The organism is Shewanella piezotolerans WP3 (assembly GCF_000014885.1).
Classification (GTDB): Bacteria; Pseudomonadota; Gammaproteobacteria; order Enterobacterales; family Shewanellaceae; genus Shewanella; species Shewanella piezotolerans.
The window spans coordinates 5361202-5376819 of the sequence record NC_011566.1; the positions used below are offsets into that span (position 1 = coordinate 5361202).

At 42.8% G+C, this 15618-nt stretch carries 12 protein-coding genes, 1 rRNA gene and 1 pseudogene; 9 read left to right on the forward strand and 5 right to left on the reverse strand.

Features of this window, described 5'->3' with window-relative positions; genetic code table 11:
- Positions 1 to 363: 363 nt before the first annotated feature.
- Together SWP_RS22790 and ccoG are read right to left on the reverse strand one after the other, a co-directional pair.
- A 16S ribosomal RNA gene (locus tag SWP_RS22790) occupies positions 364 to 1905 on the reverse strand.
- Positions 1906 to 2519: 614 nt separating this feature from the next.
- A pseudogene (gene ccoG, locus SWP_RS22795) lies at positions 2520 to 3940 on the reverse strand (cytochrome c oxidase accessory protein CcoG).
- Between the two features lie 88 nt (positions 3941 to 4028).
- Between ccoG and SWP_RS22800 the strand changes: the two are divergent.
- The 3 genes from SWP_RS22800 to SWP_RS22810 all read left to right on the forward strand — a co-directional run bounded on the left by SWP_RS22800 (position 4029) and on the right by SWP_RS22810 (position 5793).
- Complete coding sequence (locus tag SWP_RS22800) at positions 4029 to 4382, forward strand: hypothetical protein (protein WP_020915074.1); 354 nt, start codon at positions 4029 to 4031, stop codon at positions 4380 to 4382.
- 129 nt (positions 4383 to 4511) lie between these two features.
- Positions 4512 to 5414: a 1,4-dihydroxy-2-naphthoyl-CoA synthase gene (locus tag SWP_RS22805; RefSeq protein ID WP_020915075.1), complete on the forward strand. Its 903-nt coding sequence runs from the start codon at positions 4512 to 4514 to the stop codon at positions 5412 to 5414.
- Positions 5415 to 5595: 181 nt separating this feature from the next.
- Positions 5596 to 5793, forward strand: coding sequence for a DUF2061 domain-containing protein (locus tag SWP_RS22810; RefSeq protein WP_020915076.1), 198 nt, complete (start codon positions 5596 to 5598; stop codon positions 5791 to 5793).
- A 65-nt stretch (positions 5794 to 5858) separates the two neighbouring features.
- Here SWP_RS22810 and SWP_RS24300 read toward each other — a convergent pair whose 3' ends face one another.
- The gene (locus SWP_RS24300) at positions 5859 to 6008 is read right to left on the reverse strand and encodes a hypothetical protein (RefSeq protein WP_187148524.1); all 150 of its coding nucleotides are present in this window, start codon (positions 6006 to 6008) and stop codon (positions 5859 to 5861) included.
- Between the two features lie 65 nt (positions 6009 to 6073).
- Positions 6074 to 7270, reverse strand: a complete 1197-nt coding sequence (locus tag SWP_RS22815) for a potassium/proton antiporter (RefSeq protein ID WP_020915078.1) — start codon at positions 7268 to 7270, stop codon at positions 6074 to 6076.
- A gap of 516 nt (positions 7271 to 7786) precedes the next feature.
- Between SWP_RS22815 and SWP_RS22820 the strand changes: the two genes are divergently transcribed.
- The 6 genes from SWP_RS22820 to SWP_RS22845 all read left to right on the forward strand — a co-directional run bounded on the left by SWP_RS22820 (position 7787) and on the right by SWP_RS22845 (position 12293).
- Positions 7787 to 8596, forward strand: coding sequence for a phosphate ABC transporter substrate-binding protein (locus SWP_RS22820; protein ID WP_020915079.1), 810 nt, complete (start codon positions 7787 to 7789; stop codon positions 8594 to 8596).
- Between the two features lie 189 nt (positions 8597 to 8785).
- Positions 8786 to 9586, forward strand: a complete 801-nt coding sequence (pstC, locus tag SWP_RS22825) for a phosphate ABC transporter permease subunit PstC (RefSeq protein WP_020915080.1) — start codon at positions 8786 to 8788, stop codon at positions 9584 to 9586.
- Positions 9586 to 10443: a phosphate ABC transporter permease PstA gene (pstA, locus tag SWP_RS22830; protein ID WP_020915081.1), complete on the forward strand. Its 858-nt coding sequence runs from the start codon at positions 9586 to 9588 to the stop codon at positions 10441 to 10443. Before pstC ends, pstA begins: the two co-directional genes overlap by 1 nt.
- Positions 10444 to 10455: 12 nt before the next feature.
- Entirely contained in the window at positions 10456 to 11205 is a 750-nt protein-coding gene (gene pstB, locus SWP_RS22835) for a phosphate ABC transporter ATP-binding protein PstB (protein ID WP_020915082.1), read from the forward strand.
- Between the two features lie 112 nt (positions 11206 to 11317).
- On the forward strand, positions 11318 to 11467 hold the full coding sequence (locus tag SWP_RS24305) for a hypothetical protein (RefSeq protein ID WP_187148514.1): 150 nt from the start codon (positions 11318 to 11320) through the stop codon (positions 11465 to 11467).
- Between the two features lie 550 nt (positions 11468 to 12017).
- Positions 12018 to 12293: a hypothetical protein gene (locus tag SWP_RS22845; RefSeq protein WP_020915085.1), complete on the forward strand. Its 276-nt coding sequence runs from the start codon at positions 12018 to 12020 to the stop codon at positions 12291 to 12293.
- 85 nt (positions 12294 to 12378) lie between these two features.
- On the opposite strand, the gene SWP_RS22850 is transcribed toward SWP_RS22845, so the two are convergent.
- A complete protein-coding gene (locus SWP_RS22850; protein ID WP_020915086.1) occupies positions 12379 to 15192 on the reverse strand; it encodes a TonB-dependent receptor plug domain-containing protein in 2814 nt (937 codons plus the stop codon).
- Positions 15193 to 15618 lie beyond the last annotated feature (426 nt).

A 15618-nucleotide genomic window follows, 5' to 3' on the forward strand; every position in this document is an offset into this window, starting at 1 on the left:
CAAATAAGTCTCTATGAGAGATATCCGTTGTTTTAAGCGGGTAAGCTCAAAACAGTCGTATCGTAACTAATGGTTTCTACTTTCGCCAAAATTAGAATTTTTAACTCGTAACCGTTAAGTCACAAGCCAAGACACTTAATGTTTAAGTGTTTAGAACTCAATTTTTTAATTTCGCGTTAATCCTATAAATAACAATACGATAAATCGTAGCTGTTATCCCTTTCAGATTAACACTATCAGCTTTCCAAATTTTTAAAGAACGATATCACTGCAACAAGGCAGGATATGTTTGCTCATTAACAAGCAATCTGTGTGAACACTCAACGTAATTTCTTACTAACAGATGTGAGTTAGTCGTATAGGTAAGGAGGTGATCCAGCCCCAGGTTCCCCTAGGGCTACCTTGTTACGACTTCACCCCAGTCATGAACCACACCGTGGTAAACGCCCTCCCGAAGGTTAAGCTATCTACTTCTGGTGCAGCCCACTCCCATGGTGTGACGGGCGGTGTGTACAAGGCCCGGGAACGTATTCACCGTAGCATTCTGATCTACGATTACTAGCGATTCCGACTTCATGGAGTCGAGTTGCAGACTCCAATCCGGACTACGACCGGCTTTGTGAGATTAGCTCCACCTCGCGGCTTTGCAACCCTCTGTACCGACCATTGTAGCACGTGTGTAGCCCTACTCGTAAGGGCCATGATGACTTGACGTCGTCCCCACCTTCCTCCGGTTTATCACCGGCAGTCTCCCTAAAGTTCCCACCATTACGTGCTGGCAAATAAGGATAAGGGTTGCGCTCGTTGCGGGACTTAACCCAACATTTCACAACACGAGCTGACGACAGCCATGCAGCACCTGTCTCAGAGTTCCCGAAGGCACTAATCCATCTCTGGAAAATTCTCTGGATGTCAAGAGTAGGTAAGGTTCTTCGCGTTGCATCGAATTAAACCACATGCTCCACCGCTTGTGCGGGCCCCCGTCAATTCATTTGAGTTTTAACCTTGCGGCCGTACTCCCCAGGCGGTCTACTTAATGCGTTAGCTTGAGAACCCAGTGTTCAAGACACCAAATTCCGAGTAGACATCGTTACGGCGTGGACTACCAGGGTATCTAATCCTGTTTGCTCCCCACGCTTTCGTACCTGAGCGTCAGTCTTTGTCCAGGGGGCCGCCTTCGCCACCGGTATTCCTTCAGATCTCTACGCATTTCACCGCTACACCTGAAATTCTACCCCCCTCTACAAGACTCTAGTTTGCCAGTTCGAAATGCAGTTCCCAGGTTGAGCCCGGGGCTTTCACATCTCGCTTAACAAACCGCCTGCGTACGCTTTACGCCCAGTAATTCCGATTAACGCTTGCACCCCTCGTATTACCGCGGCTGCTGGCACGAAGTTAGCCGGTGCTTCTTCTGCGAGTAACGTCACAGCTGTTGGTTATTAACCAACAACCTTTCCTCCTCGCTGAAAGTACTTTACAACCCGAAGGCCTTCTTCATACACGCGGCATGGCTGCATCAGGCTTTCGCCCATTGTGCAATATTCCCCACTGCTGCCTCCCGTAGGAGTCTGGACCGTGTCTCAGTTCCAGTGTGGCTGATCATCCTCTCAGACCAGCTAGGGATCGTTGCCTAGGTGAGCCATTACCCCACCTACTAGCTAATCCCACCTAGGTTCATCCAATCGCGAAAGGCCCGAAGGTCCCCTCCTTTCCCCCGTAGGGCGTATGCGGTATTAGCAGTCGTTTCCAACTGTTATCCCCCTCGACTGGGCAGATACCTAGGCATTACTCACCCGTCCGCCGCTCGTCACCTCAGGAGCAAGCTCCCTTGTGTTACCGCTCGACTTGCATGTGTTAGGCCTGCCGCCAGCGTTCAATCTGAGCCATGATCAAACTCTTCAATTAAAGTTTTTTGCCCCACTCGGTTAAGAGTGAAACGGCTCAATGAATTATACTGTTTTTCAAATATCCGAAGATATTCAAAGTTTACATATTGCTATGGTCACTCAGTGGTTCATTGAGAAATATTTTTGATTGCATCTAAGATGCAATTTCGAATAACTCAACACCTGTGAGTGCCCACACAGATTTGCTTGTCATATTGTTAAAGAGCGTGAAGTCATCTTTCATACTTCGCCGAAGACGCTAGGTCGTTGGCTTGAGGAGGCGTATTCTACACTCTCCAGTGTCGGCGTCAAGCGCTTATTTTAAGAAGTTTTCTAAGCGTTGATTTCTTAATCACTCTCGTGAAATCCATCATCACCCGAAGCCCTTAAAGCGATTGTCACCTGAGGCTAATTTCCGAAGAAGTTAATCTCTCTAACACTGCTGCAAGTCCCGTACTACCTAAGTAGTTGGCCTGCTGTGCCGTGTAAGTGGATGCGCATTATAGGGAAATCTAACAAGAGCACAAGGGGCTAAATGAGAAAAAATGAAATAAAATGGTTAAGCGGGCAATTCTCAAACGATACGCGCAAAAAAGGGGCTAAAAGCCCCTTTTATCTGTTTAAGCTGTTCTATTAGTTACCGAAGAAGCGCGACTCTTGCTTTGCTTCAATCTCACCATTATCAGTTTCAACTTCAAAGTTGATGTGCGTCATCGCTCTAGAAAGCTCAACTGGGTCTACCGCAATACTGATTGGCAGCGTTATACTTCACCGCCACTGAGCGTTACTTGTTGTGGTCCAATCCACTTGTAATTCGATAAGCCTTCTACACTCAGGTTATATAAATGAGTATCTTCGGTCTTATTAAGGACCTTTAAGGTAAAGGTGTTCTCGATCAACCCTGCATCGGTTTCTCTGAATAAAAGATTACGGTCACGGATAACATCAATACGAATAGGAGCAATTGTGGCTGTAGCATATACAAAGACCAAAACCATTACCGCTAAAATGACGCCATAGCCAACAAGTTTTGGACGAAGAACCTTCTCGTTTATACCCTCTAGCTTATTCTCAGTAGTGTAACTAATTAATCCTTTGTCATAACCCATACGACTCATAGTGGTATCACAAGCATCAATACAAGCACCACAGTTGATGCACTCATACTGCAAGCCGTTACGAATATCTATACCAGTAGGGCAAACCTGAACGCATAAATCACAGTCTATACAGTCACCCAAGCCCATCTCTTTAGGATCAGCTTTTCGAGATCTTGGGCCACGAGTTTCACCTCGTTTAGTGTCGTAACCTACTATATAAGTGTTCTTATCAAACATCGCAGATTGAAAGCGAGCATATGGACACATATGCAAACACATGATCTCACGCATCCATCCAGCATTACCGTATGTAGCAAAAGTAAAGAAAATAACCCAAAAATAAACAGAGCCACTGGCGTTAAGCGTAAATACCTCTACATAGACTTCTCTTGTAGGAACAAAATAGGAAACAAATGTCATCGCCGTAAGCAATGATATCAACAGCCAAGCACTGTGCTTTGCTGTTTTTCGCCTAAGCTTGTCGAAGCTCCACGGCATCTGATCAAGCTTCATGCGTTTATTGCGCGATCCTTCGAGCTTTTCTTCAAACCACATAAAAATGAAGGTCCACACAGTTTGCGGGCAAGTATAACCACACCAAACTCGACCTAAATAGGTGGTGATGAAAAACAACCCAAATGCGGCGATCATTAGCAATGCAGCTAGGAGAGTGAAGTCTTGTGGCCAAATAGTTAATCCAAAGACATGAAACTTTTGTTCAGCTAGATTAAACCAGACAGCTTGACGATCACCCCATGGGATCCACGGCAGCAATAAAAAGAACAACATTGCTATCCAGCCCAATTGGCGACGCAAGGTTGTCCATAGCCCCTCAACCGCTCTTACATAGATGCGATTACGAGGGTTAAACCTGTCCGCTTTATTGGCGTCAGGTTGATGAATTTTGATTCTTTCTACTTTTGAAAAATCTTTTTTATTTTGCTCTGCGCTCATTTTGTAGCCTTACAGCTTTAATATTGCTAGAAAACTAGCTTATTATAACGCTTATACTACAAGTTATTCACCTATATAGGACTAATTGATGAAAGGCTGGATTTTATTGGCACTAATTGGCGGTATCCTTTATTACCTCTATACAGAAACAGATACATTGGATGAGCCTGTTGCCGAAGTTCAGGCTATGTATCAAGAGGCTGAAAGTAAGCTTGATAGTATGACAGGGACGCAACTACAGCGAATCGACCACAGTGTTGACCTTCTTAAAACAGATATAGCAGATAGACTTTCAGCGACCGAGCAACAAGCACTTAATGTTATTACTCAGTCACAAGCTAAGTTGGATGATTTCAAGCAGGATTACTGTGGCAATGGTGCAGACAAGCACAGTAACTTTAGTAAAGAAAACCAAACCTATATATGTGACAAGCTGAAGTAAATGTATTCTTATTGCATTATGGTCGATCTCAGCTCACGGATTAGTGACTAATCTAATTGACCTGAGATCTGATTCCGCCTAGCCTTTACCCATTATTGTTATTCAACGAAATGAAAAGGCTAGCCGCTCATGACTGATAAAGTATCTGACATTTTTGACCCTGCATTATGGGATGTTGTTCCTGGATTTAATTTCGAAGATATTACCTACCACAGAGCTAAAGATCAGGGAACAGTTCGAGTTGCGATAAACCGACCAGACTGCTTAAACTCATTCCGTCCAAAAACTGTCGATGAACTCTATACAGCGCTTGACCATGCTCGCCAATGGTCAGATGTTGGTTGCGTATTGATTACTGGTAATGGCCCATCAGCAAAAGGACAGCACTCCTTCTGCGCTGGCGGCGATCAGCGGATCCGTGGTAAAGACGGTTACAAATATGAAGGTGCAGAAGAGGGTACCGCTGACGTTGCTCGCATGGGTCGTTTACATATCCTTGAAGTACAGCGACTAATCCGCTTTATGCCAAAAGTAGTCATTGCGGTTGTACCTGGCTGGGCTGTCGGTGGTGGTCATAGCTTACACGTAGTTTGTGATCTCACCTTAGCATCAAAAGAGCATGCGGTATTCAAGCAAACCGATCCTGATGTTGGCAGTTTTGACTCTGGCTACGGCAGCGCCTATTTAGCCAAAATGATTGGTCAAAAGCGTGCAAGAGAGATTTTCTTCCTCGGCTTTAACTATAGCGCTGAAGAAGCCTTTGATATGGGAATGGTTAACCGCGCAATTCCCCATGCTGATCTTGAAACTGAAGCACTAAATTGGGCAAAAGAGATTAACTCAAAGTCACCAACAGCGATGCGCATGCTTAAATACGGTTTTAACCTGCCTGATGATGGATTGGTAGGCCAACAACTGTTTGCGGGTGAAGCTACTCGTTTAGCCTATGGTACCCCAGAAGCACAAGAGGGGCGTGATGCATTCTTAGAAAAGCGTGAGCAGGACTTCTCATCTTTTCCATGGCACTACTAATTTACAGTATTAGTCGCTAATTAAAATACGCGTAAACCCATCAATACATTAATTTTATTGGTGGGTTTATAACCAATTTATCTTTCCAATCGAATATACCAATCAAACTTATCTATACAAGCCCCTTTAAAACGCAAATGATAATCGTTATCATCTGGATAACTTTTAAAGGAGCTCCATTATGACTAAGACCATGACTTTTGCGATTCTTCACTTTAGCGTTGCATTCACGATTACTTATCTATTAACTGGTAGCATTGTTATAGGTGGCGCTGTTGCTTTAATTGAGCCCGCTGTAAACACTATTGTTTTCTATTTCCATGAAAAAGTATGGAAACACATTGAGTCTAAAAATGCCCTGCAAAACGCGACTGTATAACTAATTGAAACACTCTTAGGGGCTGTTGATCTTTCGAGCTTAGTTTTTGTTCGAATTCAATGCTTCTAGTACAAGGCTTGAGCGATAAAGCTTAGCTGGCTAAGTGAAAAGCTCATAACACCGTAATAGAAGCATTGAATCGGACCCAAAGGGCCGCGTTTCTTGGCTATTTTTACTGTGTTGTAGACTATTTGTGGAGAATAACTAAACGGCATAGCCTCCGCCTTGTCAAAATAGCCAATAAACTGCGGCAAAAACAACCGTGAAAGATCAACAGCCCCTAGTCTTTGTCAGCGTTATTCAAGCCGAGTTTATTAGCCAGCGGCGCAATAGCTCCTCCTTGGATAAACACAGAAAACAGCACGATAAAGAACACCATATGCACGATATCAAGCGCCCCAGGAACGCCTGCAGCTGCAGGTATCAATGCAAATACGATAGGCGTCGCCCCTTTTAAGCCTATAGATGAGATAAATAAGCGCTTTTTCCAGCTTGCTTTAACAAAAGGTAAGTAACAGATCTGCACCGCTAAAGGTCTAGCGACTAGTATCAATAAAATAGCTGGTAATAGAGAGCTCAGAAATACTCCCGCTAACGACTGAGGGAAGATCTGTAAACCCAGCACAATAAACATCAGCGCCTGCGCTAGCCAAGATAAACTGTTAAAGAAGTGCAGATTAACTAATTGCCCCCGCTTAATCCCGTTACCTATCACCACACCTGCAACGTATGAAGCCAGTAAGATATTACCTCCGAGAACTTCTGCACCATAAGTCGCAATAATAAAACTCGCTAGCACAAACACCGGAATGAGGCCAAACTCAGATAGGTGAATACGGTTCAATAACCAAACGGCCACCTTAGCAATACCAAAACCGACTACCATAGCGACACCGATTTGGGTTACTAACTCTAAAGCTATTTCAGATGCCACTACACTCTTGCTGCTAGAAAGCACCATATCGGTTAAGAAAATAACCAGTAACATCGCTACCGGGTCGTTAGTCGCTGATTCGAACTCCAATACGGTATCGGTTTGCTCTTTAAGTTTGAGCTTTTTAGATTCAAGAATTGAGAATACCGCTGCAGCATCTGTAGATGACACAATGGCAGCAAATAGCAGGCAGGTGATGAAATCAAAATCCAATAACCAATATAGAATTATCGCGAAAAAGAAAGTGGTAAACAGCACCCCAAAAGAGGCTAAGACGCCTCCCTCTTTATAAGCCACTCTTATTTTGTCTGTAGAAGTATTAATGCCGCCGACAAAAACAATCATGTTCAGCGCTAAACCACCTATCCAAGCAGTTTTGTCTAAGTCATCATAGACAAAGTTAAACTCACCATTACCTAACATGAGCCCTACCCCCATAAAGATAAGCAACGAAGGAATGCCTAAGGTTCTTGAGGGATGATGCAACAATATTCCAACCACGATCAAAATAGACATACCAATCATGATCATTTCAGTGGTCATAAAGCTTCCTTAAGTAAAAGTGGTGAAATTGGGCGCGAACAGTTTATGAAGCTTAGTATAATTGTATCTCTATCACTGAGATGGAAAGAGATAATAAACCAAGCGAATTTGGATCAAACAACGACTGTAATAAAAGTTTAATAATTTATTTATCAAACATTCTTCAGCCCTAAATATACTACAGAAAGCCAGTCGAACTATTAATTCAAACTGAATCACAGATGAACCACTAAAACCCCAAAACCCACTTAGCTTCAAAATCTAGCTTCTAGCCAGTACCACCATTTAACCACCTCCAAAATAAAAGGCTTAAGAAATCTACTCTTAAATTTTGTTAATTTAAGAAAGCCCGTCAACTTTACTCAAGTAATGCAAATATCCACCAGCCACCTATCCTCTCTGGCCACAAAATACTGTCACTTAACTGTCATATTTCTCTGTCTTAATGCAATCGCCTTCAGTGAGGCACTAATTTGGTTTCGTATTTAGACAACTTAAAACAGAGTAGGAAAAGTGATGAAAAAAGTTATTGGCTTATTAACTGCTGTAGGTTTGATGGCATCACCGCAGGTTTTAGCAGGTACTGTTACGGTATCTGGCTCAACCTCTGTTGCCCATGTCATGGAAGTTCTGGCAGAAAATTATCAAAACGTATCGAACAAAAATGTTGAAGTTCAGAGCACTGGTTCTTCAGCAGGCATTCGCGCAGCAAAAGATGGCACCAGCATGATAGGCATGTCATCTCGTAACGTAAAACAGAGCGAATTGAGCAGTGATACTAAAGAGATAGTTATCGCAAGGGATGGCATTGCTGCAGCGGTTAATAATGCTAATCCAGTAAAGAACTTAACCCAAGAGCAAATCTCAAAAATCTATCGTGGCGAAATCAAAAACTGGAGTGAGGTTGGCGGAGAGTCTCGCCCAATTGTAGTGGTTACCCGTGAAAATGGTTCGGGTACTCGCGGGGCTTTTGAAGAGATAATGAAACTGCAGCGTACGATTAACGGCCACAAAGTCACTGCGATCATCCCTACCGCTCAAGTGGGTAATGGTAACGGTATGATAAAAACCATTGTAGCAAACAATCCATACGCTATTGGCTATATCTCATTAGGCAGTGTTGATGACAGTTTGCGCGCTATCGATGTTGATGGTGTTGCCGCAACAGATGACAACATAGCTGCAGGCGACTACCAAATTGCACGTCCATTTATTGTGTTAATGGATAAAAATGCCCCAAGCACAGCGCAAGATTTTATTGAGTACATTATGTCAGCTGATGGCCAAGGAATTGTCGCAAGCGAAGGTTATATCCGCGTTCAATAATCATCAATGATAAACGGAGGGGGGCGTAAGCTTCTCTTTGTTTATTCCATTTAGCGTCAGCCGCAATATGTCGAGACAAAGCGATGAACACAGCCAGTAAAGCCCGAGCGCAAGGAATGCAACTCGCCCCAGCAAAGAATTTTGATTGGAAGGAGATGTTTTTCCATCTGCTTTTCTTAGCAAGCGCCCATGGTAGGTGTAATCTCTGTAGCCACTATCGGGTGGTTTGTATTCCAAGAGGGGTTACCCGCTTTTAAAGAAGCGGGCATCGTCAACCTAGTATTAGGTCGAGAATGGTTACCACCAGCTCTTTACGGCATATTCCCGATGATAGTATCGACCCTAATATCAACTGCTGGAGCTGTTGTAATTGGTGTCCCTATCGCAATCTTAACTGCTGTATTTTTAGCTGAGTTGGCACCAAAATGGCTAGCAGATATAGTACGCCCAGCGGTCGAATTATTGGCCGGTATACCTTCAGTGGTGTATGGCTTTTTTGGACTAGTGATAATCGTCCCAGCTATCGAAACCCTATTTAATATCCCTGCGGGTAACACTATTCTAGCAGGGATAATTGTACTGGCAATCATGATATTGCCAACAGTGATAACCATCTCTGAAACTTCATTACGCGCATTACCGCCTGTTTATAAAGAGGGCGCATTAGCACTTGGTGCATCGCATATCTACAGCATTTTTAAAGTACTTGTTCCCGCAGCGCGTAGTGGCATATTTACTGGAGTGGCATTAGGTATCGCCCGTGCTATCGGCGAGACCATGGCCATTATTATGGTGATGGGCAACGCACCAGCAATGCCAGGTTCAATACTTGAGCCCGCTAGAACATTAACCGCTAATATTGCGATGGAGATGTCTTATGCCACAGGAATCCACTCCAGCGCACTCTATTCAACAGGCATAGTGCTGTTGGTTTTCATTGTGTTACTTAACGCCAGCTTGTTATATCTAAACCGTACGAGGAGCTACTAATGCTTCAAGATAAACGCATTTTTAATAGAGAACGACAAGACAAACTGCTGTTTGCAGCAATCTGGAGCGCTGCCGCCATCACCATCTTGTTTTTGCTTTGGGTTGTTTGGCATATTTTAAGTAACGGTTTAGCACACGTTAGCTGGGAGTTCATCACTGGTGCATACACCCGCATAGGCGAAGCTTCTGGTATTTGGGCCATGATAGTTTCTACCGTTTATATGGTGGGGTTGTCACTCGCCATTGCAGCGCCAATCGGCATAATGACCGCAATATACTTAACTGAATATGCGGCGCCTGGCAGTAAAGTCGTTAAAACCATTCGTTTCTGTACCGAATCACTCGCAGGGATCCCCTCGATTGTTTACGGTCTATTTGGCATGACGTTCTTCGTCACTACATTAGGCTTAGGCTTCTCAATCCTTTCAGGGTCATTAACTTTGGCAATGTTGATATTGCCGGTAATTATTCGTACCACCGAAGAAGCATTACTGGCCGTACCAATGAGTTACCGTGAAGGTGGATACGCCCTTGGCAGCTCTAAAATCTATACGATATACCGCCTTATTTTACCAAGTGCTTTGCCTGGCATTGTCACCTCAATAATCTTAAGTACCGGTCGAGTAATTGGCGAGTCTGCGCCAGTATTTTTAACCGCGGGTATGGTAACTCAGATCCCAGAATCAGTGCTCGATTCAGGCCGAACCTTAACCGTTCACCTGTATAAGCTAACTCAAGAACTCTTTACCCAGCATGAATGGGATCAAGCCTACGCAACAGCCACCGTACTGATAGTGTTGGTATTACTTCTCAACATGACAACAAAACTAATCGCGACACACATGAACAAACATTAAAAGGTTATCCCAATGAATAAGCTAGAAGTGAACAACTTAAACCTATTTTATGGCGATAACCATGCGCTAAAGGATATCTCACTGCCTATACCTTCACGGCAGGTTACTGCATTAATAGGCCCCTCAGGTTGTGGGAAATCAACACTGCTGCGCACCCTAAATCGCATGAATGATTTAGTCGCTGGCGTAAAAATAGAAGGTGATGTGATGTTTGAAGGAGATAACATCTATCAAGATGTAGATGTTAAGCAACTAAGAATGCGGGTTGGAATGGTCTTTCAAAAGCCTAATCCTTTTCCAATGAGCATCTATGAAAATGTTGCCTTTGGACTCAAAGCTCAAGGTGTAAAGGATAAGAAAGTATTAGATGATGCAGTCGAGGAAGCACTAAGTAGTGCAGCATTGTGGGACGAAGTTAAAGATAGGCTCGACTCTCCAGGTCAAGGCTTATCTGGCGGGCAACAACAAAGACTGTGTATAGCCCGCACTATCGCCATGAAACCAGAAGTGATTTTGATGGATGAACCCACCAGTGCACTCGACCCAATTGCGACTCACAAAATAGAGGAACTGATGGACGAATTGCGACAGAAGTTCACCATAGTGATAGTGACCCACTCTATGAATCAAGCTAAACGGATCTCAGATAAAACAGCTTTCTTCTGGATGGGCGAATTAGTCGAACACGGCGAAACCAGTCAAATATTCAATCAACCAGTCGACCAGCGAACTCAGGGTTATGTTAGCGGTGAGTTTGGATAAACAGTAACGATCAATAGTCACGCCATACCCTGTATGAGCGTGACTAGGGGCTGTTGATCTTTCACGGTTTTTTTTGCCGCAGTTTATTGGCTATTTTGACAAGGCGGAGGCTATGCCGTTTAGTTATTCTCCACAAATAGTCTACAACACAGTAAAAATAGCCAAGAAACGCGGCCCTTTGGGTTCGATTCAATGCTTCTATTACGGTGTTATGAGCTTTTCACTTAGCCAGCTAAGCTTTATCGCTCAAGCCTTGTACTAGAAGCATTATTCCTTACGGTAAAGAACCGAACAAAAACTAAGCTCGAAAGATCAACAGCCCCTAATCTCCTAAAACAAAACACTCACTCATAAAAGATCGACTTAACGCTATAAAGCGCTAATACTTGCCAAATAGAATCAATCGCGTAAATTCAGCTACCTGCTTGCTGACTCTGTCAACTCGCACTTCAACCCAGCACCAGCCGATTAATACTGTGTCTATAGGACTAATATGCAGGTCGAATTTTACAATACAAAATCTCATGTTTCGGAAACAAAACATATCTCGCAAGCATTACTTATTTTGCTGTCTAAAGGGCTCCCCCTAGAAGAACTGCCAAAAACCAAAGCGCTAATACTCGCTGGTGATAAGTTTCAATTTAGAAATACCTACAGTATTAGCCTACTTACAAAGAAATAGTATAAAACAACTGTTTATTAGAAATCGCCCCCCTCAAATGAGCTAACTTTTGCAGGCTAACTTGTTTAAATTATGTTAATCGGTTAGCTTCGAACTATGGGTTAAATCATATACAGGGGTTACAACTTATATGGAAAGAATCAGAGAAGCTCAAGAACACTTAAAAAGTGAATTCGAAATTTATAATAATGCCTCAGCTAAAAAGCTCCCTCCTCTTGATATTGATTGTCCTGAAAAACTCGAAACCATGCTTGAATTTGTCACTCGGCGAGAATCATTAAAACAAGCTAAAAAACTCAGCTCGCCACCAGCAGGTAAACTCAAAGCCGCAATCGCTGACACTTTATTATTACTCGATAACTTTGATATTAAGATATCGAAAGAGAAGGGCGCTGCAGAAAAGTAAACTCATAAATTTAGCTTTCAGAGTGATATAAAAAAAGAGGCCAGCAATATTTGCTGGCCTTTATCAATTAAAGCTAATTTAAAATTTAGTAAAAGGTATAGCTTGCTGTAACAAAGTATTCCATACCAACAGCATTGTATTTAGATATATCAGCAAACGGCCACCACTCTTCGGATTCATGTTGAGGTGGCTTTTCATCAAATAGATTGACTACGGATGCTGTAAGACTAAAACTATCGGTTATCTGATAGTTAGCGTTTAAGTTATAGCGTGTCCAAGCATCATAACGCTCATTAGGATCATCTGATGTGGCAACCGGAGAACTTCCTAAACGATTGGCGAACAGTGATAAGGTGAGGTAGTCGTTATACCAACCCAGCGTCCCTGTTGTATGGGTTCTAAACTCACTATTCCACTGTGCATCTCTAATATCTTCAACCTCATCTTCAGGTAGATACTTCTCGTTAGTCTCAAAGATGTGAGTGTAATTGAGGTTAAAGAATATCGATCCAAACCGCTCAAACTCATAATTAAAACTTGAAGATAAATCCATTCCCTTTTGCTCACGCATACCAGTGTTAAATGGACTCGTTACTGTTGAGACAACACCGCCATTTTTTCCACCGCGAGTGACTCGACCCACCATCTCTTGACACTTAGCCGAATTAGGATCAATGGTATTACCGTATTGATCGAACCCAAGCGTACACTCAGCCTCATAGCGCAATACCGTTCCAGCACCAATTGAGCCAATCTTCTTTTCAAGGCTAATTTCATAATAATCAGCCGTCACCGACCAATCGTCTGTAATATCAACGACAAAACCTATGTTGATACTATCACCCGTTTCCTCTTCTAAAGATAAATCCCCTTGAGAGTATTGGCGAATACTGCCCGTGCCATAGTCATTACTGCAATCCCCCCAACCTTGACCGATAGTCAAATTTTCATTTTGGGCGCAAGTTAGGTAGTCAGTAGTAGACACAAATGATGAACTCTCACCCGCGTACATATAGTTCATATCTGGTGCTCTAAATGAGGTAGCATACGAACCTCGCACTAATATCTCATCTATCGGGCGCCACGATAGACCTGTTTGATAAGTAAATGCACCACCCACACCAGACTCATCATCATAGTAATCATAACGGCCTGCTAGTTTAGCCTCTAAAAATCCGATTCCACTGTCATAATCGGCTAACGGCACGGCGAGCTCAACAGCGACCGCATAACGATCACGTTCGCCATCACCAGAGATCCCGCTCCAACCATAAACTTCACCGTTAATGGTTTTCTCATCGGTATCGAACTTATAACCCTCTTTAGTATATTCAGTGACAAACGCAAACTGCAGATCACCAGCAGGCATCTCGACTAAGGTACCAGTCAAGTCAAACACTAGGCTGTATAGATAGGAATCCCCCTCTCCTACAGATTCATGCGTAGCATCGTTAAACATGTCAGGGGTAAGCTTGCCAAAGAAATCAATCCCGCTATCTGGCTCGAAGTTATCATTTAACTGCGATTCGTTAACCACTACCCAACGGCTGCCATCCCATGGCTGATCCCAATCAACACCTTTCTCACCAAACAATAAGCTCATCATTTTTTGATCATCAAATCGCACGATAGAGTCTTCATAATCATATTGGCTAGCAGTGAAAGTTACCGAGTAATCATAATCATCCGCAATCAAACCCTCGATACCAAAAATACCAATCAGAGCAGTTTCATCATACTCTTGGTTTGAAGTGGGCACTTCGAAGTTTCTAAACGTACGATAAGCATGTCGGCTCGCTTGGTGAGTGCTACTGTCATTGATGTCAGTCCTTACGTCGTAATCAACCCCATAGCTATAACGCCCAACTCCTGCATCAGCTGAAGACTGAGTACCGATTAATGTCGCAAACAAGCGGCCGTCATCAAGTTCATAATCTAAATTTACAAAAGCAGATACGTTATCGCGTGAATTACGAATGGTGTAAGTGTTATATACATTATCACCACAGAGATATGGGTCTGGATCGCCATGGCTATCATCAGAGAGCCAACCCGGTTGTACACTTTCGTAACCAAGCTCTTCGCAACGACCAGATAGGTCTTTTAGCATCCAAGCATTCGGTTCATAACGCCCCCAATAAGACATTGCCTGGGGAAGAGCATGATTTTCTACATTTGGACCATCCGTTGGTTCGTCAAACCAATCTCGATCACTACCATAAATAGGATCGCGCTGATCAACTTCAACAACGGCTGTGTAGCTGAGCTTGTCTAATTGCCCACCAGTACTAAAGGTAAACTTCTTACTTTGGCCGCCACCATCTTTAGTGTCACCAAAACGCACTGTAGCCTTGGTATAATCCAAGTCATCTTTTAAAATGACATTCACAACACCCGCAACCGCATCAGAGCCATAAATAGCGGAAGCGCCACCACTGAGAATTTCAACCCGCTTAACCGCTTCAGTTGGGATCATAGCCAAATTGACGACGTTCCCTCCCAATCCACTTGAAGGCTTAGGTAGTACTGGAATACGGCGACCATTGATGAGTGTTAATGTGTAACCAGAACCGAAACCTCTTAGGTTTATTGCCTGTGCATTCGCATTAAAGTTATTTGAGTTTTCCTCACCAACAAACTGACCGGTATTCTGGGCGAGGGAATTTAACGCATCAAATACGTTTGCATGCCCTTGAGCGGCAATATCGTCAGCTGAAAGCACAACGACAGGATCAACCCCCTCCATATCAGTTCTAGCAATTCTAGAACCGGTAACCTGAATAACTTCTATCTCTTTTTCAACCGCTTCAATATTGTCATCGTCTTGCGCAAAAGCAGTAAAAGGCATTGAGCCAATAGCAACTGTTATCGCAAAAGAAATCGAATTCATTTTCATCATAATACTACCTACTACATTATTAGAATAAGATTCTGGTGTATTAACACCTTCTTGCAGATGTGGCCTATTCGTTATTTTTCTGTAAAAACCACTAGGTATATTTTATACACGACTACGATATACACAATACAACAAACAATAGTTTTACAAATAGGAGAGTTATTAAGTACGCAGAGTGCGTATAAATATGCGAGATAAGACTAATAATCTAAAATAAAAACAATCAGGCCAATAACTAGCTAAGTTTAATATCGAAAAAAATACAAAATATCGAGAGCGAGTGTAATTATTTATTTACAAACAAATTCAATACCTTAGAAAAATCTAAAATACTTAGATCTATATCAAATTATTAACAAAGGGGCTAACTAGTAATTAAACACTCTTTAATATAGGTATTAAATAATTAACGATAACTGAACCACA